Annotated in this window: 18 protein-coding genes and 1 pseudogene; 13 read left to right on the top strand and 6 right to left on the bottom strand. The window is 71.0% G+C overall.

Annotated elements, in window-relative coordinates:
* Positions 1-223, bottom strand: a pseudogene (locus tag ACF1FZ_RS12100) (RNA polymerase sigma factor SigF); the annotation flags it as partial.
* A 231-nt stretch (positions 224-454) separates the two neighbouring features.
* Here ACF1FZ_RS12100 and ACF1FZ_RS12095 point away from each other — a divergent pair.
* From ACF1FZ_RS12095 to ACF1FZ_RS12085, 3 genes are all read left to right on the top strand, one after another.
* Positions 455-1,918 (top strand): MFS transporter, encoded by a 1,464-nt coding sequence (locus tag ACF1FZ_RS12095; protein ID WP_391773256.1) that lies wholly within the window; start codon positions 455-457, stop codon positions 1,916-1,918.
* Positions 1,919-2,061: 143 nt separating this feature from the next.
* A complete protein-coding gene (locus ACF1FZ_RS12090) occupies positions 2,062-3,552 on the top strand; it encodes an SDR family NAD(P)-dependent oxidoreductase (protein ID WP_391773255.1) in 1,491 nt (496 codons plus the stop codon).
* A 381-nt stretch (positions 3,553-3,933) separates the two neighbouring features.
* The gene (locus ACF1FZ_RS12085) at positions 3,934-4,107 is read left to right on the top strand and encodes a hypothetical protein (RefSeq protein ID WP_325747683.1); all 174 of its coding nucleotides are present in this window, start codon (positions 3,934-3,936) and stop codon (positions 4,105-4,107) included.
* 406 nt (positions 4,108-4,513) lie between these two features.
* On the opposite strand, the gene ACF1FZ_RS12080 is transcribed toward ACF1FZ_RS12085, so the two are convergent.
* From ACF1FZ_RS12080 to ACF1FZ_RS12070, 3 genes are read right to left on the bottom strand one after another with little or no spacing between them, the layout of a single operon-like run.
* Positions 4,514-5,959: a lipase maturation factor family protein gene (locus tag ACF1FZ_RS12080; protein ID WP_391773254.1), complete on the bottom strand. Its 1,446-nt coding sequence runs from the start codon at positions 5,957-5,959 to the stop codon at positions 4,514-4,516.
* Between the two features lie 29 nt (positions 5,960-5,988).
* Positions 5,989-6,498, bottom strand: a complete 510-nt coding sequence (locus ACF1FZ_RS12075) for a DUF1990 family protein (RefSeq protein WP_391773253.1) — start codon at positions 6,496-6,498, stop codon at positions 5,989-5,991.
* Positions 6,495-7,331, bottom strand: a complete 837-nt coding sequence (locus ACF1FZ_RS12070) for a YndJ family protein (RefSeq protein WP_391773252.1) — start codon at positions 7,329-7,331, stop codon at positions 6,495-6,497. Before ACF1FZ_RS12070 ends, ACF1FZ_RS12075 begins: the two co-directional genes overlap by 4 nt.
* Positions 7,332-7,476: 145 nt before the next feature.
* Here ACF1FZ_RS12070 and ACF1FZ_RS12065 point away from each other — a divergent pair, with 145 nt between their 5' ends.
* The 8 genes from ACF1FZ_RS12065 (at position 7,477) to ACF1FZ_RS12030 (ending at position 17,122) form a co-directional block, all read left to right on the top strand.
* Entirely contained in the window at positions 7,477-9,543 is a 2,067-nt protein-coding gene (locus ACF1FZ_RS12065; protein ID WP_391773251.1) for a SpoIIE family protein phosphatase, read from the top strand.
* A 120-nt stretch (positions 9,544-9,663) separates the two neighbouring features.
* Entirely contained in the window at positions 9,664-11,031 is a 1,368-nt protein-coding gene (locus ACF1FZ_RS12060) for a wax ester/triacylglycerol synthase family O-acyltransferase (RefSeq protein ID WP_391773266.1), read from the top strand.
* A 92-nt stretch (positions 11,032-11,123) separates the two neighbouring features.
* A complete protein-coding gene (locus ACF1FZ_RS12055) occupies positions 11,124-12,092 on the top strand; it encodes an aldo/keto reductase (RefSeq protein WP_391773265.1) in 969 nt (322 codons plus the stop codon).
* Position 12,093: 1 nt separating this feature from the next.
* A complete protein-coding gene (locus ACF1FZ_RS12050; RefSeq protein WP_391773250.1) occupies positions 12,094-12,960 on the top strand; it encodes an amidohydrolase family protein in 867 nt (288 codons plus the stop codon).
* A gap of 274 nt (positions 12,961-13,234) precedes the next feature.
* Positions 13,235-13,987: a LytR/AlgR family response regulator transcription factor gene (locus ACF1FZ_RS12045; protein ID WP_391773249.1), complete on the top strand. Its 753-nt coding sequence runs from the start codon at positions 13,235-13,237 to the stop codon at positions 13,985-13,987.
* A gap of 62 nt (positions 13,988-14,049) precedes the next feature.
* On the top strand, positions 14,050-14,412 hold the full coding sequence (locus tag ACF1FZ_RS12040) for a hypothetical protein (protein WP_099175792.1): 363 nt from the start codon (positions 14,050-14,052) through the stop codon (positions 14,410-14,412).
* Positions 14,409-15,899 (top strand): cation acetate symporter, encoded by a 1,491-nt coding sequence (locus ACF1FZ_RS12035; RefSeq protein WP_391773248.1) that lies wholly within the window; start codon positions 14,409-14,411, stop codon positions 15,897-15,899. The genes ACF1FZ_RS12040 and ACF1FZ_RS12035 overlap by 4 nt, the downstream gene beginning before the upstream one ends.
* On the top strand, positions 15,896-17,122 hold the full coding sequence (locus tag ACF1FZ_RS12030; RefSeq protein ID WP_391773247.1) for a sensor histidine kinase: 1,227 nt from the start codon (positions 15,896-15,898) through the stop codon (positions 17,120-17,122). Before ACF1FZ_RS12035 ends, ACF1FZ_RS12030 begins: the two co-directional genes overlap by 4 nt.
* A gap of 12 nt (positions 17,123-17,134) precedes the next feature.
* On the opposite strand, the gene ACF1FZ_RS12025 is transcribed toward ACF1FZ_RS12030, so the two are convergent.
* Entirely contained in the window at positions 17,135-17,644 is a 510-nt protein-coding gene (locus tag ACF1FZ_RS12025; RefSeq protein WP_391773246.1) for a hypothetical protein, read from the bottom strand.
* 111 nt (positions 17,645-17,755) lie between these two features.
* On the opposite strand from ACF1FZ_RS12025, the gene ACF1FZ_RS12020 reads away from it, so the two are divergent.
* On the top strand, positions 17,756-17,953 hold the full coding sequence (locus ACF1FZ_RS12020; RefSeq protein ID WP_391773245.1) for a zf-HC2 domain-containing protein: 198 nt from the start codon (positions 17,756-17,758) through the stop codon (positions 17,951-17,953).
* On the opposite strand, the gene ACF1FZ_RS12015 is transcribed toward ACF1FZ_RS12020, so the two are convergent.
* On the bottom strand, positions 17,887-18,456 hold the full coding sequence (locus ACF1FZ_RS12015) for a sigma-70 family RNA polymerase sigma factor (RefSeq protein WP_391773244.1): 570 nt from the start codon (positions 18,454-18,456) through the stop codon (positions 17,887-17,889). The genes ACF1FZ_RS12020 and ACF1FZ_RS12015 overlap by 67 nt on opposite strands.
* A gap of 257 nt (positions 18,457-18,713) precedes the next feature.
* On the opposite strand from ACF1FZ_RS12015, the gene ACF1FZ_RS12010 reads away from it, so the two are divergent.
* Positions 18,714-19,937 carry a CapA family protein gene (locus tag ACF1FZ_RS12010; RefSeq protein ID WP_391773243.1) on the top strand — a complete coding sequence of 408 codons (1,224 nt, stop codon included), beginning with the start codon at positions 18,714-18,716 and terminating at the stop codon, positions 19,935-19,937.
* Positions 19,938-20,025: the final 88 nt, after the last annotated feature.

Genomic DNA, 20,025 nt, shown 5'->3' with positions numbered 1-20,025 from the left:
CGATCAGGGTGTTGCGGGCGTACTGGTACTCGTGCGTTCCCTCCTCGAGGACCTGGAGCCGGTCGAAGAAGAGCTTCGACATGGCCCGGGCGTCCCGTGGAGCCACCTTGCCGGCGTCCTCGATCCACGGAAGCGCAGCCATGCCGGCAGCCGTACCCGCTTCGTCACGCTGCGTCGCCGCCGTGCCGATCGCCTCAGTGGTTCGCACTGACATGGCCGTCATGGTGTCGCCCTCCCTGGAAAACTGTGCAGTGAGAGGCGGATGCCCCGACATCCGGAAGTAATGCCACCGAATTTCGAAAAATCTCGCGGTGGGCCGGAAACGAGCCGGGCGGGACCCGATCGACGTATCGTTCCGTGATCGACCAGGCGGTTCCCGTTACTCTTCTTCGCTGAGGTGTGAGTCATGCCTCGTTCAGGGCACCTGTGTGTTCCGGAAGCGGAGGAGGGGCTCATGAGCGGCACCGGCACGGCGGGCGGACCGACCGTCACCACCAGGATCCCGGCACGACTGGACCGGCTGCCCTGGTCGCGTTGGCACTGGATGATCGTGATCGGCCTGGGCACGGTCTGGATCCTCGACGGACTCGAGGTCACGGTCGTCGGCAACATCGCCAGTCGGCTGTCCGAGGACGGCAGCGGACTGGCCATCACCGACGCCCAGGTCACCGGCATCGCCGCAGCGCTGTACGTGGCGGGAGCATGCTCCGGCGCCCTGGTCTTCGGGTGGCTCACCGACCGCTACGGCCGCAAGAAGCTCTTCCTGATCACCCTCGCCGTCTACCTGGCGGCCACCGCGCTCACCGCCGTCTCCTTCTCCTCGTGGTGGTTCTTCCTCTTCCGCTTCCTGACGGGATTCGGGATCGGCGGGGAGTACGCGGCGATCAACTCGGCCATCGACGAGCTGATCCCCAGCAAGTACAGGGGCCGTGTCGACCTCATCATCAACGGCAGCTTCTGGCTCGGGGCCGTGGCGGGCTCCCTGCTCTCCGTCCTGGCGCTGGACACCGGCATCTTCCCCAAGGACATCGGCTGGCGCCTCACCTTCGCACTGGGCGTGGTCCTCGGACTCGTCATCCTGCTGGTACGCCGCCACGTACCGGAGAGCCCGCGCTGGATGTTCATCCACGGGCGTGACGAGGAGGCGGAGCAACTGGTCGGCGAGGTGGAGCACGAGGTGGAGGCGGAGACCGGGAGGAGGCTGCCTCCGGCAGAGCCCGCCATCACCGTGCGACAGCGCAAAGGCATCGGCTTCGGACTGATCGCCCGGACCGTCTTCCGCTCGTACCCCAAGCGGGCCGTCCTCGGACTCGCCCTCTTCATCGGGCAGGCCTTCCTCTACAACGCCATCACCTTCGGTTTCGGCTCGATCCTCGTGAAGTTCTTCGACGTCCCCAGCGGTGCCACCGGCTACTACTTCGCCGTGATCGCCTTCTGCAACTTCCTGGGTCCGCTCTTCCTCGGCCGGCTCTTCGACACGGTGGGGCGCAGGCCGATGATCTCGGGGACGTACATTCTTTCCGGCCTGCTCCTCTTCGGCACCGCGTGGCTCTTCGACGCCGGGTCCCTGACCGCCGTCACCATGACCGGCTGCTGGTGCCTGGTCCTCTTCGTCGCCTCCGCCGGAGCCAGTTCGGCCTATCTGACGGTGAGCGAGATCTTCCCGATGGAGACCCGGGCGATGGCGATCGCGTTCTTCTACGCCGTGGGAACCGCGGCGGGCGGCATCACCGGGCCGCTGGTCTTCGCGGACCTGACCGCGAGCGGGGTGGTCGGCGACACCGTCCTGGCTTTCTGCATCGGTGCCGCGCTCATGGTGGCCGCAGGCCTGGTCGCCCTCTTCTTCGCGGTGGCGGCCGAACAGAAGTCCCTCGAGGACATCGCGACCCCCCTCTCGGTCACCGAGGGCACGGGGTGACAGCAGAGCGGAGCAACGCCCGACTCATGGCAGACTTGACCGGGGCGTTCGGCCCGTGCGCGCCTGCCCTCGCCGGCCCCGGCCGGATCACTCCCCACCGAAGCCCGGCAGAGGCATGAGTGACGAGTGACAGAGGAACGGCAATGACGGTGACAGAGGACAGCCAGGAGTTCGCTCCGGGTATCGACGGGTTCGGTCCCGGTATCGACCCGGAGCGGCTGGCCGTCTGCCTGAGCGTGCTCGACGAACTGGACTCCATCGAGGTCGACCATCCGGACGCCATCGCCGTACGCCGGGCCACCGCCGGTATCTACCGAACCGTGAAGCAGCGCCGCCGACAGGAGCGCCGCGCCGCCAAGACCGCGCACGACAAGGCCGTCACCGAAGCCACGGCGACCGGCTCCGCCGAGCGCATCGACGACGAGACGCAGGGCGTCCTCCCGTCCTCCTCGGCCACCGCCGAGATCGCGGGCATACTCCAGCGCCCCAGGTCCTGCTACATCTGCAAGACCCGGTACGTCGAGGTGGACGCCTTCTACCACCAGCTCTGCCAGCAGTGCGCCAAGGACAACCGCAGCCGGCGTGACGCGCGCACCGACCTCACCGGACGCCGTGCCCTGCTCACCGGCGGACGCGCCAAGATCGGCATGTACATCGCCCTGCGGCTGCTGCGCGACGGCGCCCACACCACCATCACCACCCGTTTCCCCAACGACGCCATCCGCCGCTTCAAGGCGATGCCGGACAGCGACGAGTGGATCCACCGCCTGAAGATCGTCGGCATCGACCTGCGTGACCCCGCCCAGGTCGTCGCGCTCGCCGACTCCGTCGCCGCCGAGGGGCCGCTGGACATCCTGATCAACAACGCCGCGCAGACCGTCCGCCGCTCACCGCAGGCCTACAGCGAACTGCTCGCGGCCGAGTCCGCGCCGCTGCCGTCGGGTGAGCTCCCCACCGCCGAGGTGATCGGCACCTTCGGCAGCGGCACCGTCGACCGTGTCGCCGCGCTGCCCGCCGCCCGCAAGGAGGGGCAGGGCCTGAGCGCGCAGGACGTCACGGACCTGGCCCTGGTGACGGGATCCGCCTCGCCGGCCCGCATCGCCGCGGGCACCGCGATCGACGCAGGGGGACTGGTCCCCGACCTGCACGACACGAACAGCTGGATCCAGACCGTCGAGGAGGTCGAACCGATCGAGCTCCTCGAGGTCCAGCTCTGCAACTCCACGGCGCCCTTCATCCTGATCAGCCGCCTCCGTCCGGCGATGGCGCGGACCACGGCGAAGCGCGCCTACGTGGTGAACGTCTCGGCGATGGAGGGCGTGTTCGGCCGTGGCTACAAGGGAGCGGGACACCCGCACACCAACATGGCCAAGGCCGCGCTGAACATGCTGACCCGCACCAGCGCCCAGGAGATGTTCGAGAAGGACCACATCCTCATGACGGCCGTCGACACCGGCTGGATCACGGACGAGCGGCCGCACCCCGACAAGATCCGTCTTGCGGAGGAGGGTTTCCACGCCCCGCTCGACCTTGTCGACGGAGCCGCCCGTGTCTACGACCCGATCGTGCGCGGTGAGCAGGGCGAGGAACTGTACGGCTGCTTCCTGAAGGATTACGCGCCTGCGGGCTGGTGATCCCCGGGCCGGTCGGCCCCTCCGGCTCCTCGGACGCACCTCCAGCCCCTGCCGTCAGCTGCGACAACAGGCGGCACGGCGGCCCCGTGAACCACGGGGCCGCCGCCGTTCTGCTGGCTGAAAGTGACCCAGGACACACGTTCTGTCGAGCGGGACGGTGCTCATTTGGTTAGTCTGGACTCAACGGACGCCACCAAGGGATCCACGAAACTTCCTCGGCCGTCCTGGGGCAGGTCTGTAAGCAGTCCGCCGTCCCACCCCGTACCGGCGCCACCGCGACCGAACTGTTTCTTCCCCTGCCCCGCAGGGGGTGGTCGACACGGTTCTCGCAGCCGTAGCGTCGCCACTGCCCCGGGGTGTCGCGACACGAAGGAGTCCGCGGTGACACCTGAAATGACGAAGACCGAGACACACCCGGCCGAACTGGCCGGGGACCGGGCCCGACGGCCCGAGAAGCTCCGGAACATCGAGGTCTGGGCCCGGTCGGCACCGATCAGGCTGGCCGGTTACGAGGACGATCTGGCCGAGCCGCACATCCTGCCCGGCATCGACTGACCGGTACCTGTCCGAGCGGCGCACCGGCTTCTGCCCCCGTCCGGCGGACGGGGGCAGAAGCCTTTCCGGTGGCCGCAACAATCGGGCGTCATGTACGGCAGCGGCGCGTCATCCGCACCGGGGGCCAGGCGCAGGGGTGCGGCCCGGTGGACGGTGGATGCGGCCGGGCGTCGACCGTCTTCCGACAACGCTGTCACAGCTCGGGCGGCGTTGTGGGGGAGCCATCGGAGGAGAACCACGAGAGAACGTTCAAGGCGGAGGACAGCCGCTCCTGCGTCGTGCCGGGCGGCCGGGCGACTGGCCAGTCCGCGCGGATGCCGTCCCGCCCCGGTTCCGCCCAGGGCGGGGCGGTCTCCCGCCGGCGGATCGCGCTCCGTGCCCGCGCGTGGGCCGCGGCCCTCCGCCGTCACTCGTCCCCGTGCTCCGGTCCCGGCCGGAGCGGAACGGGCCGTGCGACCGGCCTCATGAAGTCCCGTACGCAGGTCCGGTCCCACCAGCGTCCGGTGGCTCGCAGCCCCTGCCAGTCCGTGAAGCGGTAGTGGAAAACCCTGGCCCGGATGTGAGCGGGCGGGCTGTCGGGGAACGGGTTGTGGCCCAGGAGGCGCAGAGTGTCACGGTCGTTGCGCAGCAGCCGCTCGACCAGCGGTCCGAACCAGGAGCGTGCATATGCGGGGGAGAGGGCGGCGAACCACATCATCCAGTCCAGCCGCAGGTGGTACGGGGCGAACTGGCGCGGCAGCCTGCGCGGATCGCCGGGCTTGCCCCGGAAGCCGTACTCGCGCCAGCGGGTCCCCTCGTGGATCACCGGTTCCTCGGTGCCCTCGATCACCACCTCGAGCCGCATCCTGCTGATGCTCCCGAAGGCGCCGTAGGTGTTGACCAGGTGGAGCGGGTCGAAGGACCGGTTCATCACCTGGCGGCGCGAGAGGAGATTGTGTGCGGGACGGTAGCTGAGAGCCAGGACGAGGGCGGCGGCGGCGATGACCACCACTTCGTACCAGAGCGGTGCCCCCGGCTGCGCGGGCGGTGGGCCGGCGATCAGGGACCAGTCGACCGCGGCGAGGGCGAGGGTGACGGTCAGCCAGTTGAGCCAGGCGAAGTTCCCCGACAGCACCAGCCACAGCTGCGTCACCACCATCAGTCCGGCCGCGACGCTCGCCACCGGTTGCGGGGTGAACAGCAAGAACGGCACCACGAGCTGGGTGACGTGGTTGGCGGCTGCCTCCGCCCGGTGTGCCGCTTTCGGAAGCCGGTGGAAGAACCAGCTCAGCGGGCCCGGCATGGGCTGGGTCTCGTGATGGAAGTCCAGGCAGGACAGCCGCCGCCAGCACTCGTCGCCCCTGACCTTGATGAGGCCGGCGCCGAACTCCACCCGGAAGAGCAGCCAGCGCAGCAGCCACAGCACCAGCACAGGGGCCGCCGTGTCGGCATTGCCGAGGAACACGGCGAGGAAGCCCGTCTCCAGCAGGAGCGACTCCCAGCCGAAGCCGTACCAGACCTGGCCGACCTGGACGATCGACAGGTACAGCACCCATGGCACCGCCCACAGGGCCATCGCCGCCCCCAGCGGGACGTACGTGTCCAGGCCGGCCAGGAGGACGAGTGAGACCGCCGCGCCCGTCCAGGCGACCACGGCGAAGAAGCGGTCGGAGTAGTGCAGCCGGAACAGGCCGGGCGCGGCCCGCCACGAGGTCCGGCGCAGGAGGACGGGCACGGGGAGCATGCCCCGCGAACCGATCAGCGCCCGGAACTGGAGCGCCGCGGTGACGAACGCGACCAGGTAGACGACGGCGAGCGCCCGCTGGAAGATCAGCCTGCTCAGCCAGTAGCCGTCTGCGGTGAACCACTCCATCGTCTCCAGTATCCGACGCATTCCGCCCGTCAGGCGGCCGGCACGGCCCGGCGCAGTGCGGCGGCGAGCCGTCGGGCGTACCACCGCTGGGCCATCGGGACGAGAGGACCCGCCCGCCGGGTGTACCAGGAGGCGGGCCGTGAGAACGCCACGACGGTGAACCACACCCTCCCGTCGTCCGCCAGCTCCACCACGAAGCTCTCCTCCCCGCATTCCGGGTGCCCCGGCCGGGTGCCGTACGCGAAGCCGGTGCGGTCCTTCTCGTGCACGCTCCAGACGACCTCGCAGGGCGCGGTGACGCGGAGCGGCCCGATGCCCGCCGACACCTCGACGGCCACTCCGGCGGCCGCCCGTGCGGCGGAGGCGCTCACCCGGGCTCCGGCGGCACGGTGCATGCGCCACTCGGTGACGGCGGCACCGGCGGCCTCGAAGGCCGGCCGGCCCCTGCCCACCGGGGTGCGGTGGTGCAGGTGGCTGTAGCCGTCCGGGAGCGGTCCGAGCCGGGTGGCTCCGACCTCGGGATACGTCAGGGTGCTCATGCGGTCCTGCCTTCCGGATGGGTGAGGCCCTGGAGCCGGCGCCGAGCGAGCAGTGCGCAGAGCGCGAAGCCCAGCGCGTTGCCGAGCCCGTGCGTGGCCGCCATCCAGGTGAGGGTGGGATGCGGCAGCCCGGTGGCCTCGCCGAGCGCCCAGCTCAGTGCGAGCGCCATGGTCACCACCAGCACGCCGGCCGACACGGCGAGCAGGGTGCGGGTGACGTGGTCCCGGCCGGGAGCGGGGGCGGTGCGCCAGGTCAGGAGGGCGACGGTCCACATCCCGGCGGTGAGCACGACCGTCCCGGCGAGTTCGGTCCGGTCCCCGGTGAAGTATCCGATGAGGACGAGCAGTGTGCCGAGCGGAACGCTCAGGGCGGCGAACCGGCCCGCCGCACCCTCCTGGGCCCGGCAGACGAGCCCGGCGACGAGCGCGGCGGCGAAACCGGCGAAGTGGAAGTGGGGCACGGTCAGTGCCAGGACGCCTGGCCCGAATCCGAACAGTTCGTGGCCGGCGCGCTCGCCGACGAGAGCGAGTGCGGCGACCGACGGGGCGACCAGCGCGGTGAGCAGGGCGGCCTCCACCGGGCGTGCGCTGCGCGTGCGGGCCAGGCGCCGGGGTGCGTGTGTGGCGAGAAGCAGCGTCCCCAGCGCGTAGCAGAGGGCGAGCGCCGTGGCGGCGCCACCACGCGGCAGCCAGAGGGAGACGGCGCCGGGCGCCGCGAAGAGCGGCCAGAGGCGCCGTATCCGGTCGAGTGCGGGGTCTCCGGCGAGCCCCAGGCCCAACGGGACGATCACCAGCATGCCCAGCATCACGATCAGCCCGACCAGTACGGACATTGCGCCACCCCCACCCGGACGGATGCACCGGCCGTACGAATTGAACGTGTTCATCTCCGAGGTCCTGAGCGTACGAGTTTTCTTGAACGTGTTCAAGGAAATGAGGCGGTCGAAAAAACGGGCAAATGGTGGCAGAGTGGCGCGCATGGATGATCGGGTAGCGGGTGCCCTGTCACTCCCGGATGACTGGCCCGCCCACCCGGACCTCAGTCTCGCCCTGAACCGAATGGGCAGCTTCGACTGGGATCTGGACAGCGGCCTCATGCACATGGACGAGCCCGCACTGGATGTGTTCGACCTGCGTGCCGAGGAGTACGACGGCCGCCCGGCGACGCTCTCGCAGCGTGTGCCCGCCGACGAGGCGATCCGGCTCGACGGCATGGTCTCGCAGGCCCTCAAGAGTGGCCGGAGCGACTACGGCGCGTACTTCCGCAGGACTCGGCGGGACGGCGCGCTGTGCTGGACCCACACTCAGGGATTCATCCGGCGCGACGGCACCGGACGGCCCCGCCGGATCATCGGGATCATCCGTGACGCCACCCAGGAACTGGCGGAGTCCACCGCACGCCGGACCGTCGACGAGGGACAGCGGCGCCGCACCAGTCTGGTCGAAGGGACCACGGCGGCCCTGGCCCACGCCCGGACGGTGAAGGACGTCACCGATGTGCTGAAGAGCTCACAGGGACTGGCCAACCTCGGCGCCACCAGTCTCGTCATGGGGCTGCTCGAGTCCGGGCGTATCCATCTGGTCGCGGACGGCCCGGAAGGGGCGCACGTGCAGGGCACCCGTTACACCCGGACCGACGAGCCTTACCCCATGAGCGAGGTGATCCGCACGCTCACGCCGCGTTTCATCGAGACCCCCGAGGACTTCGCGGCCTCGTATCCCCTCCTGTGGCCCCACATCAGCGGCCTCGGCATCACCGCGGCCGCCTACATGCCGCTCATCGCCCAGGCCCGCCCCATCGGTGCGCTCGGGCTCCTCTACGGCGACAAGGCGGGCTTCACCGGCGACGAGCGGAACCTGTTGGTGGCTCTCGGCAGTTCGATCGCCCAGAGCCTGCAGCGGGCCATGCTCTACGAGCAGGAGCACGATCTCGCCGAAGGGCTCCAGCAGGCGATGCTGCCGCGCCGGATTCCCGAGGTGCCCGGAGCGCAGGTCGCCGTCCGCTACCGCTCGGCACGGCTCGGCAGGGACATCGGCGGCGACTGGTACGACCTCATCTCGCTGCCCGGCGGCCGGGTCGGCGCCGTCATCGGTGACGTCCAGGGGCACGACACGCACGCGGCGGCCGTCATGGGGCAGCTCCGGATCGTGCTGCGTGCCTACGCGGCGGAAGGGCACAGTCCGGCCACGGTCATGGCGCGGGCCTCCGTCTTCCTGCACGAACTCGACACCGACCGCTTCGCGACCTGTACCTACGCCGAGGCCGACCTGACCACCGGAGTGGTGCAGCTGGTCAGGGCCGGGCATGTCGATCCGGCCCTGCGGGAGGTCGACGGGAGCTGTCACAAGCTTCCGGTGGAGGGCGGGCTGCCGCTGGGGCTCTCCGCGGAATTCGGGCAGCTCGAATATCCGGTCAGCACCGTCGACCTGGACCCGGGCCAGATGCTGGTCCTCTACACCGACGGAATGGTCGAGCTGCCCGGCACCGACCTCGACGAAGGCATGCGGCTGCTCGCCGCGACGGTGAGCGGGGGCCCGCAGGACCTCCAGAAGCTGGCGGACCGGCTCTGCGAGGTCGTCGACGAGCGTGGCGGCGAGGACGACATGGCGGTGCTGCTGCTACGGCGTGACGCGGCTCATGCCCCTCACCCGGGCGGCAGACTCCAGCAGCACGTCGCGCAGAACGATCCGGAGGCGCTGACGTCCGCCCGCCACATGATCCGGGCGGCCGTGAGGGCCTGGGGGGCGAAGAGCCGGGCGGACGAGGCCGAGCTCGCGGCCGACGAGCTGATCACCAACGCACTGATGCACACCGACGGCGGCGCCATCGTCACCGTCCGGGTGCTCGCCGGACCCGGACGCCGCCTCCGGGTCGACGTGGAGGACCGCTCCAGCGCGCTTCCGCGACGCAAGGACGCGGGGGACTCCGGGGTCTCGGGCCGCGGGCTCATGCTCGTCGACCGGCTGGCCGACATCTGGGGAGTGGAGTCCCGGGGCAACGGTAAGTGTGTGTGGTGCGAATTCGACATCGAGGAGTACCGGTAGCGCCGTCTCGGTGACATCGCGAGACTGTAACAGTACGTAACATGTCCATGCTTGACCGTAACCGACACCGCGGGATTGACTGCGATCCTGCTGTTCCGCTGTCGAAGACGCGAGGCCCCGTTGAGTACCGAGCTCCTGGCACCGCTTGATCTGGCTTTCTGGCATCTCGAGACCGACGCCCATCCGATGCACCTCGGCGCGCTCGCCGTCTTCGACCCGGTGGCCGGAGTGGCCCCGCAGGATCTGCTGGAGCTGCTCGGGGCCCGGGCGGCCGCCATTCCCCGGCTGCGTATGCGGGTGCGTGACGTCCTGCTGCCCGTCGGCGGCGCGGCCTGGTTCAACGACAAGGACTTCGACGTGCAGCGGCACGTCGGACGGGTCGTGCTCCCCGAGGGCGACTTCATGGCGGAGGCGACCCGGCTCGCCGGGGAGCTCATGGAACGGCCGCTCGGGCGGGGCCTGCCGCCCTGGCGGATGTTCCTCCTCGACAGTGCGGGCGACGGCCCGTTCGCCGTACTCGTGAAGCTGCACCACGCGCTCGCCGACGGGATGCGGGCCGTCGCCATCGGCGCCGGCATCTTCGACCAGTTGGCCCCCACCGGTACCGGCCGCGGCGCTGTGCGCCGCCGGGCCCCGGTGCCGCCCCGGACCTGGCTGCCCGGCGCTTACGCGGCGGCGGGTATGGCGATGGGCCGGCTCGGGGACGTCGGCCGGGCGCTCGGAGTGGGTGCCTCCGTCGTACGCGCCAGCCGTTTCGACCTGCGCTCCACGACAGCCCTGACCGCACGCTCCAGCGGCACGCGCAGGCTGGCCACCACCGAGCTCGATGCCGGAACGGTGCAGTGGATCCGGCGCGCCGAGGGGGGTACGGCCAACGACGTCCTGCTCGCCGTGATCGCCGGGGCGCTGCGCCGCTGGATGCTCGGACGGGGTGAGGCGCTTCCCGGGGCCGATCCGCGCGCCCTGGTTCCGGTGTCCCGGCGGCGGCCCGGTGCAGCGGCCGCCGGCAACAGGCTCTCCGCCTACCTGCTGGGGCTCCCCGTCAACGAACCCGACGCCCGGGAACGACTGCGCCTGGTGCGCACGGGCATGGAGCGCAACAAGGCGGCCGGGCCGCTGCGCGGCGCGGGCGCCGTCGCGGTACTGGCCGACCAGCTGCCCCCGCTGGCCCACCGGTTCGGAGCGCCGTTGGCGGGGAACGCGGCCCGGATGCTCTTCGACATCCTGGTCACCAGCGTGCCCCTGCCCCGCTCGGCGCTCTCGCTCGGCGGCTGCCCGCTGCGCGCCGTCTACCCCATGGCACCGCTGGCCCGTGGACAGTCACTGGCCGTGGCGCTGTCCACGTACGGCGGACGGGTACAGGTCGGACTGGTCGCCGACGGAAAGGCGCTGCCCGATCTGGATCAGCTGGCGTTCGCCGTGCACGACGAGCTGCACGACCTGCACGACCTGCACACACTCGTGCCCACGGTGCCCACTCCGGCGTGAGGTCGGTATTCCGCACCCTGTTGACGTAACCCAATGATCCGATGAATAGTCCTGGACAGGCATCAGGAAGCACCGGCGGGGGTGACAAGGGCATGCGGCACGTCAGGCTCGGACGCAGCGCGGTCGAGATCACGGAACTCGCTTTCGGGGCGGCGGCCATCGGCAACCTCTTCGCCGAGGTCGATCCCGGGCAGGCCGCCGCCGCCGTCGACGCGGCGTGGGACGAGGGCATCCGCTACTTCGACACCGCACCGCACTACGGCCTCGGGCTCTCCGAACGCCGCCTCGGTGAGGCCCTGCGGGAGCGCCCCCGGGACGCGTACGTGGTGTCCACGAAGGCAGGCCGCCTGCTCGACCCGCTGACCTCCGCCGAGACGGCGGCGCGCCACGGCCTCTCCGACGGATTCGCCGTACCGCACACCCACCGGCGCCGGTGGGACTTCAGCGCCGACGGCATTCGCCGCAGCATCGAGGACAGCCTCGGCCGCCTCGGTCTCGACCGGATCGACGTCGTCTATCTGCACGACCCCGACGACCACGGGGAGACGGCCTTCCGCGAGGGCTACCCGGCGCTGGAGAAGATGCGCTCCGAGGGCGTGGTCGGCGCCATCGGCGCGGGCATGAACCAGACCGCGATGCTCACCCGTTTCCTGCGTGAGACCGACGTCGACGCCGTGCTCTGCGCCGGCCGCTTCACGCTCCTCGACCACAGCGCCCTCGACACACTGCTGCCGGAGGCCGCCGCCCGGGGCCGCAGCGTGGTCGTCGGAGGTGTGTTCAACTCCGGGCTGCTCGCCGATCCCGGGCCCGGCGCGACGTACGACTACGCGGCGGCCCCCGCACCCCTCCTGGAACGGGCCGTGCGCATGCGGGCCGTCACCGAAGGGCACGGCGTCCCGCTGCGTGCCGCTGCCCTGCGCTATCCGCTGGACCATCCGGCTGTCGCCGGGGTCCTGGTCGGCACCCGCTCCCCGCACGAGGTGAGGGACGCCGCGGCACAGCTCCGCACGCCGGTACCGGACGCGCTCTGGGACGACCTGCGCGCGGAAGGGCTGCTGTGACATGACGGCACTGCCGGTCATCGACGCCCACCACCATGTGTGGGACCTCGCTGTCCGCGACCAGGAGTGGATCACCGGGGAGGAACTCGCCCCCATCCGACGCACCTTCACCCTCGCCGATCTGGCGCCCGAGGCCCGTGCGGCAGGCGTGACCGCCACTGTCCTCGTCCAGACGGTGACCGTCGCCGAGGAGACGCCCGAACTCCTCGCGATCGCCGAGGAGAGCGCCCTCGTCGCCGGTGTCGTCGGCTGGACCGACCTCACCGCGCCGGACGTCGCCGACACCCTCGCCACCCTCCGTGCCCTGCCCGGCGGCGGCCGGCTCGCCGGAATCCGCCACCAGGTCCAGGGCGAGGACGACCCGGGGTGGCTGCTGCGCCCCGACGTGCTGCGCGGGCTACGGGCCGTCGCCGCCGCCGGCCTCGTCTACGACCTGATCGTGCGGCCCCACCAGCTGCCCGCCGCCGCCCGCGCCGCCGCGCTGCTGCCGGAGCTCACCTTCGTACTCGACCACGCGGGCAAGCCACCGGTGGCGCGGCGGACGACCCGCCCCTGGGCCGACGGCCTGCGGGCGCTCGCCGCCCTGCCCAACACCGTCTGCAAACTCTCCGGCCTGGTCACCGAGGCAGACCCGGATTCCTGGACCGTCGAGGACCTGCGGCCCTACGCGGACACCGCGATCGAGGCATTCGGACCCGGCCGGCTGATGTTCGGCTCCGACTGGCCGGTGTGCCGGCTCGCCGCCGGATACGCCGAGGTCCTGGGCGCCGCACGCGAGCTGACCGACCGGCTCGGGGAGGACGAGCAGCGGTCCGTCTTCGCGGAAACCGCGCAGCGGGTCTACGGACTGCGGGCGCCCGCCGTCTGAACACGTGCCCGTTGTCCGGCAGGCATGCGCAGAACCGTCGGGACGAGCCGGAGGCATGCCCGGACCGCCGGGAGCCGAAGCTCTGCGGCACTTCCCCGACGGCCGTCTCGTCACCGCGGTACCGTCCCGCCATGCCCGGCCGGCGGAAAGCCCCTCGCCGGCCGGCGGCCGTCCCGCCTGCTCGAGCAGCGATGGCGGGTATGTCCTCAGTCACGTGGCGAGGCCGTGAACCGCTCACGCCGTCACGCTGCTGAAGGACCTAGACTCCGGCCTCATGCTGCGTGTGCTCGCCGTCGACGACGAAGAACCCGCTCTGGAGGAACTCCTCTACCTCCTGCGCGCCGACCCCCGCATCCGGAGCGCCGAGGGCGCCACGGGCGCCACCGAGGCGCTGCGCCGCATCGGAGGCGCCGTCGATGCCGGACCCGAGGACCCCTCTGCGATCGACGTCGTCTTCCTCGACATCCACATGGCGGGACTGACCGGACTCGACGTCGCCCAGCTCCTGGCAGGTTTCGCCGCACCGCCGCTCATCGTCTTCGTCACCGCCCACGAAGGTTTCGCCGTACACGCCTTCGACCTCAAAGCCGTCGACTACGTCCTCAAACCCGTCCGCCGCGAGCGTCTGGCCGAGGCCGTCCGCCGTGTCGCCGACCTGGTCGGTGAACGCTCCGCGCCCGTCCACGACGTGTCCGCCGACCAGGTCGCGGTGGAACTGGGCGGAGTCATCCGCTTCGTGCCCGTCGACGACATCGCGTACGCCGAGGCACAGGGCGACTACGCCCGGCTGCACACCGCGACCGGCAGCCACCTCGTACGGATACCGCTCACGGCCCTGGAGGAACGCTGGCGATCCCGGGGTTTCGTACGCATCCACCGCCGCCACCTCGTGGCGCTGAACCGGATCGACGAACTCCGGCTCGACGCCGGCAGCATGAGCGTACGCATCGGGGACGCGGAGCTCGCGGTCAGCCGGCGCCACACCCGTGCCCTCCGCGATCTCCTGATGCGGCAGACCGGCCGCTGACCTGGCCCTACCGGACGGACAGCTCTTCCCAGCCGGCCCTGCGCCGCCTACACTCCGGGCCCATGTCCGCAGAGAGCACGCCCCGGCGCGAAGTGGTCACGGGCGAGCCCCGACGGGTGCGTCCGCTGCCCCGTTACCGTGCGCAGTCGGAGATCGACGAGCAGACCGCCCTCGGCGGTGCCTACGTCCGCTCACTGATGCGCAGCCAGCTCCGTGCCGGGCTCACCGCCTTCGCCGTGCTCGCGCTCGTCGCCGGAACCCTGCCCCTCGTCTTCGAGGCGCTCCACAGCAACGCCCTGGTCTGGGCGGTACTCGGTTTCGCCACCTATCCGCCCCTCACACTGGCCGCCTGGTGGTACGTGCGCAGGGCCGAGCGCAACGAGCGCGACTTCGCCAGACTCGTGGAAGGCCTCCCCGCACCGTGAGCACACCCGGCCACCCGGCGGCGGTGGTGGCGGTCGCCCTCGTCGTCCTGGCCACCGTCCTCGTCGGCGGGTTCGGGCTGCGCATCTCCCGTACCACCTCCGACTTCTACGTCGCGTCGCGCACCGTACGCCCGAGGCTCAACGCCGCTGCCATCAGCGGGGAGTACCTGTCCGCCGCCTCCTTCCTCGGCATCGCGGGCCTGGTCCTGGTGCACGGCCCCGACATGCTCTGGTATCCGGTCGGCTACACCGCCGGATACCTCGTGCTGCTGGTGTTCGTCGCCGCCCCGCTGCGCCGCTCGGGGGCCTACACCCTCCCCGACTTCGCCGAAGGGCGGCTCGAATCACGGCAGGTGCGCCGACTCGTCAGCGTGTTCGTGGTGGGCGCCGGCTGGGTCTACCTCGTGCCGCAGCTCCAGGGCGCCGGCCTCACTCTGAAGATCCTCACCGGAGCGCCCGGCTGGCTCGGCGACGTCCTCGTCGCCTCCGTCGTGGTGGTCGCCGTCGCGGCGGGCGGCATGCGCTCGATCACCTTCGTACAGGTTTTCCAGTACTGGCTGAAGCTCACCGCCCTGCTGGTGCCCGCGCTCTTCCTGGTACTGGCCTGGCAGGGCGACGGGCGCCCCCGCGTCAGCTTCGAGGAACAGATGTCCGTCTTCCGCGCCGACCATCCGCTCTACGCGACGTACGGCCTGATCGTGGCGACCTTCCTCGGCACCATGGGCCTGCCCCATGTGGTGGTCCGCTTCTACACCAGCCCCAACGGCCGTGATGCCCGCCGCACGACCGTCGCCGTCCTCGCCCTCGTCGGACTGTTCTACCTGCTGCCCCCGGTGTACGGGGCCCTGGGCCGGCTGTACGCGCCCGAACTCATGCACGGTGGTGACGCCGACGCCGCCGTGCTGCTGCTGCCCGCCCGGGTGATCGGCGGCCTCGGCGGCGATCTGCTCGGCGCGCTCCTCGCGGGCGGCGCGTTCGCCGCGTTCCTGTCCACGGCGTCCGGGCTCACCATGGCCGTCGCCGGAGTGATCACCCAGGACGTCCTGCCCTCGCGAGGGGTACGGCACTTCCGGCTGGCCACCGTACTGGCCATCGCCGTGCCGCTGGCCGGCTCGCTGGTGGTCAGCCGGGTGCCGGTGGCCGACGCCGTGGGGATGGCCTTCGCGGTCTCCGCGTCGTCCTTCTGTCCGCTGCTCGTCCTCGGCATCTGGTGGCGGAGGCTCACACCACCGGGCGCGATCGCCGGGCTGCTGCTGGGCGGCGGTTCCGCGCTGCTGTCCGTGGCCGTCACCGTCAGCGGAGCGGTGCGTCCGCCGGGCTGGCCGCACGCCCTGATGGCATGGCCCGCCGTCTGGTCGGTGCCGGTCGGTTTCCTCGCGATGATCCTGGTCTCCCTCGCCACGCCGGGACGGATACCGCCGGGCACCAACGCGGCCATGACCCGCTTCCACCTGCCCGAAGCGCTGACCTCGGGGCGCGGACGATGACCGGGGCAGGGGGCGCCGTCATCACCGTGCTCGTCCTGCTGCTGTTCGGCACGGGCTTCCTCCTGGGGCGTACTGCCCGCCCCGTACGCACCAGCGACGTGGGCACACCCGTCGAGCACGCCACCTTCGAGACCCTGCACACGGCCTCCCTCGCCGCGCCCCCGCTGCGGACGGGACTCACAGAGGAAAGCGCGCGCAGGTCGGCACGCGGACTGCGCTCGCTGCTGGGGACCGACGCCCTGTGCCTCACCGACCGCGACCGGGTGCTGGTGTGGGACGGCGAGGGCGACCACCACGGCAAGGACGTGATGGACCACGTCGAGGGGCTTCTCGCCAGCGGGAGGGGTACCGCCTTCCGCAGCGACTGCGGTGACCTCGACTGCCCGTTGCGCTGGGCCGTCGCCGTCCCGCTGACGGTCGACCACCGGGTGCTCGGCACCCTCGTCGCCTATGCGCCCCGTGAGTCGGCCGTGCTGGCCAGAGCGGCGGGGGAGGTGGCCCGCTGGGTCTGCGTACAGCTGGAACTCGCGGAGCTCGACCGGTCCCGCACGCAGCTCATCGAGGCCGAGATCAAGGCCTTGCGTGCCCAGATCTCACCACACTTCATCTTCAACTCACTGGCCGCCATCGCTTCGTTCGTCAGGACGGACCCCGAGCGGGCGCGTGAACTCCTCCTGGAATTCGCTGACTTCACCCGCTACTCGTTCCGCCGGCACGGGGAGTTCACCACTCTGGCCGACGAACTCCACTCCATCGACCAGTATCTCGCGCTGGTGCGGGCGCGCTTCGGCGAACGGCTCTCGGTGACCCTCCAGGTCGCCCCGGAGGTGCTCCCGGTCTCGCTTCCGTTCCTCTGTCTCCAGCCCCTGGTCGAGAACGCGGTCAAACACGGTCTGGAGGGTGCCGCCGGCCTCCCCCGCCCGCATGGTCCCGTCCGGGCGGGTGACACCCCGATCCGCATCACGATCAGCGCCCTGGACGCGGGCGCCGAGGCGGAGGTCGTCATCGAGGACGACGGTGCCGGGATGGAGCCGGAACGTCTCCGCCAGATCCTGCGCGGCGAGGGCGGTACCTCCACCGGTATCGGTCTCCTCAACGTGGACGAACGGCTCCGCCAGGTGTACGGGGACGGCTACGGGCTCGTCATCGAGACGGGAGTCGGAGCGGGCATGAAGATCACCCTGAGGTTTCCCAAGTACCGTGCGGGCGTGCACGGTACGTGATCCGCCCGTCGCTCAGTACAGATGGACGGCCAGATGCCCCAGCGGCAGCCCCAGCTGCCAGGCCGGCGTCCACACCCGTGTCCTGCCCTCCTCGTCCTCCTCCACCGGCTCCCACGGCGGCGGGCCGATCGCGTCGAGGTCCGCGGCCAGCAGTTCGGTCTCCTCCAGCCACCGCCAAGTGGCCCGCGCCAGCGCGAGATCGGGATCCGGGGCCCCTGCGGGAGCGGTCGGCCGCGCCAGCGCCTCCAGCCGGGCGCAGACCCAGCGTCTCCAGGCGGCGCCGTAGGCGGTGAGCAACCGCAGTTCGTCCACCCGCGCCACGGGGAGCTCATCGGCGACCGCGCCGTCGGAGAGGAAGATCGTCAGGGCGAGCGCGTCACGTCCCGCCCGGTACTCCAGGGTCGTCGGCTCCATCAGGTCGCCGGTCACGAGCACCTCGTCGGCGATGTACTCGGAGTACATCCAGGCCATCGGGACCAGCAGCCCGCCCCCGCCGGTTTCTTCGTGATGTTCGGGACGCATCCCGTCTCGCCTCTTTCGTCGACTCGGCACCGGGCTACACGCAGCATTGAACCGGGGGCAAGCGCTTCGCGTGGGCAGAAGGGCAGGATCCGTCGGGAGATACGAGGTGCGATGACCGCCGACCCGGGCGACACCCCGCATGTACGGCAGTTGCTGGGCGCCTATGTGCTCGATGCCCTGGAAGCGGACGAGAGCGGAACGGTCGCCCGGCACCTCCAGCAGTGCGGAGCGTGTGCCGCGGCCTACGTGGAGATCATGGACGCAGCCTCCCTGCTCGCCCTGATCAACGTGGACGACCTGCTGGAATAGCCGGGCAGATTGCGCCTCAACAGCCGAAGGGCGTAGTACGAACGGGACTTGACGGTGCCCGCCGGTATGCCGAGGGCCTGGGCGGTCTCGCCCACGCTGAGCCCCCGGAAGTAGATCTGCACGAGCACCGCACGGTGCTCGGGGCTGAGTGTGCTCACGGCCTCGCGTACGTCGAGGGCGCGGACCGCCGAGGCCGCGGTGTCGTCCTGGGCGGGGGTGCTCTCCAGGAGCGCGTCGCTGACCTCCGGCGGCCGGGCCTGGCGGGACCTGCGGGCGTCGATGGCCAGCCGCCGGGCGACGGTGAACAGCCATGGGCGCATCGAGTCGTAAGGAGCGTCGAACGCCTCCGGATGCTGCCAGGCGCGCACCAGCGTCTCCTGCAACAGGTCCTCCGCCCGCTGCCGGTCGCCGAACGTGAGTCCCAGCAGGAAGCGGAACAGCGCGGGCCCGTGTTCCCGCTGCAACTGCGCGATGGCCCGCTCATCGGTCGTCGTCGTGGTCATCGTGAACGTCCTTTCCCGGAGAGGCCCCTGACGCCTCGCTCCCGCCTGGCGTATACGAACGCATCGGGACACGGAGGAACAGGCGCTACGCCGAGGTGTGCGCCGAGCGGTCGCACGGAGCGACGAGTGGTGCGGTGAGCGGTCGGCAGGAGGGGATACGGCCGATTCAGGTACTCGGAGGCTTTTGTTCTTGACTGATCAGTATGAATATATATGTATTCGGATAGCTGAAATCGTCCGAACTGGGAGTCGTACAGATGACGAAGCGCATCCGACGGAGCGCGGCGATCGGTGTCGCCGGTCTCCTCGCCACCGCAACCGCCTGTACCGGCCAACTGTCCTCGCCCCCCGGGTTCGCCGGGCGGCACCTTCCTGCCGAGCGGGGTGTGAACGGGGCAGGAGCCGAAAAAGCGGGGAGCGCACGCACCTTCACGCTGCTGGCCTCGGGCGGCATCCTGCCGCACTCCTCGGTCCTCGACCGGGCCGCCGCCGACGCGGGCGGCAGCGGCTACGACTTCCGGCCGATGCTCAAGGGCGCCGCTCCCGTGGTCTCAGGGGCGGATCTGGCCATCTGCCACATGGAGACGGTGTACGGCCAGGACGGCGGCCCCTACACCGGCTATCCGTCCTTCAAATCGCCGCCCGAAGTGGCGACCGCACTCCGCGCCACCGGTTTCGACTCCTGCTCGACCGCCTCCGGCCACACCCTGGACGACGGCGCCCAGGGGATCGGACGCACACTCGACGCCCTGGACCGTGCGGGCATCGCCCACGCAGGATCCGCACGCTCGGCCGAGGAGGCGTCCCGCCCCGCCTTGCTCAGGGCGGGCAAGGGGAAGAACGCGGCAAAGGTCGCCCACCTCGCATACACCTACGGCACCAACGGCGCCCCCCTGCCCGCCGGGCAGCCCTGGGCGGTCGGCCTGATCGACAAGGGGCAGATCGTCGCGGACGCCAGGGCGGCCCGCAAGGCGGGTGCCGACGTGGTCGTCGTCTCCCTGTACTGGGGTACCGAGTGGCAGGACACCCCCGATGACGCCCAGCTCGGGCTCGGCCGCGAACTCACGGCTTCCCGCACCGGCGGACGCCCCGACATCGACCTGATCCTCGGCACCCGCGCCCATGTCCCGCAGGCGTACGAGAAGGTCAACGGCACCTGGGTCGTGTACGGCATGGGGAACCAGGTCGCCGGCGCCATGATCAACCATGAGGGGGTCCGGGACCCGCGCGCCGGCGAGAGCTCGATGGGCCGCTTCACCTTCGGGCCGCCCGCGGAACCGGGACAGCGATGGGCTGTCAGGAAGGCCGAGTTCATTCCGCAGTGGTTCGATCCCGGGGCGGGACGCGTCGTCCGTCCGGACCTCGATGCATCCGCCCCGGCCGGAGCGGCCGGCGGTCGCCTGCGGGAGATCCGCGACCGCATCCGCGGCGTCGTCCTCAGCCGCGGTGCGGCCCAGGACGGTCTCGTCGTCGGGAAGTGATGCCCGGCATCCGCCGGGGCGGCCCGGTACGAAGGCTGCCCCGCGTGGGCGTCACGGCACGCGGGCTGCCCGCGGCCTCACCGCACGG

The organism is Streptomyces sp. NPDC014623, assembly GCF_043088245.1.
Lineage (GTDB): Bacteria > Actinomycetota > Actinomycetes > Streptomycetales > Streptomycetaceae > Streptomyces.
The sequence above is the reverse complement of the archived record's forward strand: the minus strand, read 5'-3'. Positions and strand labels throughout refer to the sequence as shown.

Bases quoted from the DNA above. Each gene is read 5' to 3' on its own strand.
- ACF1FZ_RS12095 (WP_391773256.1), top strand. From the start codon at position 455: ATGAGCGGCACCGGCACGGCGGGCGGACCGACCGTCACCACCAGGATC.
- ACF1FZ_RS12090 (WP_391773255.1), top strand. From the start codon at position 2,062: ATGACGGTGACAGAGGACAGCCAGGAGTTCGCTCCGGGTATCGACGGG.
- ACF1FZ_RS12080 (WP_391773254.1), bottom strand. From the start codon at position 5,959: ATGGAGTGGTTCACCGCAGACGGCTACTGGCTGAGCAGGCTGATCTTC.
- ACF1FZ_RS12075 (WP_391773253.1), bottom strand. From the start codon at position 6,498: ATGAGCACCCTGACGTATCCCGAGGTCGGAGCCACCCGGCTCGGACCG.
- ACF1FZ_RS12070 (WP_391773252.1), bottom strand. From the start codon at position 7,331: ATGTCCGTACTGGTCGGGCTGATCGTGATGCTGGGCATGCTGGTGATC.
- ACF1FZ_RS12065 (WP_391773251.1), top strand. From the start codon at position 7,477: ATGGATGATCGGGTAGCGGGTGCCCTGTCACTCCCGGATGACTGGCCC.
- ACF1FZ_RS12055 (WP_391773265.1), top strand. From the start codon at position 11,124: ATGCGGCACGTCAGGCTCGGACGCAGCGCGGTCGAGATCACGGAACTC.
- ACF1FZ_RS12050 (WP_391773250.1), top strand. From the start codon at position 12,094: ATGACGGCACTGCCGGTCATCGACGCCCACCACCATGTGTGGGACCTC.
- ACF1FZ_RS12045 (WP_391773249.1), top strand. From the start codon at position 13,235: ATGCTGCGTGTGCTCGCCGTCGACGACGAAGAACCCGCTCTGGAGGAA.
- ACF1FZ_RS12040 (WP_099175792.1), top strand. From the start codon at position 14,050: ATGTCCGCAGAGAGCACGCCCCGGCGCGAAGTGGTCACGGGCGAGCCC.
- ACF1FZ_RS12030 (WP_391773247.1), top strand. From the start codon at position 15,896: ATGACCGGGGCAGGGGGCGCCGTCATCACCGTGCTCGTCCTGCTGCTG.
- ACF1FZ_RS12025 (WP_391773246.1), bottom strand. From the start codon at position 17,644: ATGCGTCCCGAACATCACGAAGAAACCGGCGGGGGCGGGCTGCTGGTC.
- ACF1FZ_RS12020 (WP_391773245.1), top strand. From the start codon at position 17,756: ATGACCGCCGACCCGGGCGACACCCCGCATGTACGGCAGTTGCTGGGC.
- ACF1FZ_RS12015 (WP_391773244.1), bottom strand. From the start codon at position 18,456: ATGACCACGACGACGACCGATGAGCGGGCCATCGCGCAGTTGCAGCGG.
- ACF1FZ_RS12010 (WP_391773243.1), top strand. From the start codon at position 18,714: ATGACGAAGCGCATCCGACGGAGCGCGGCGATCGGTGTCGCCGGTCTC.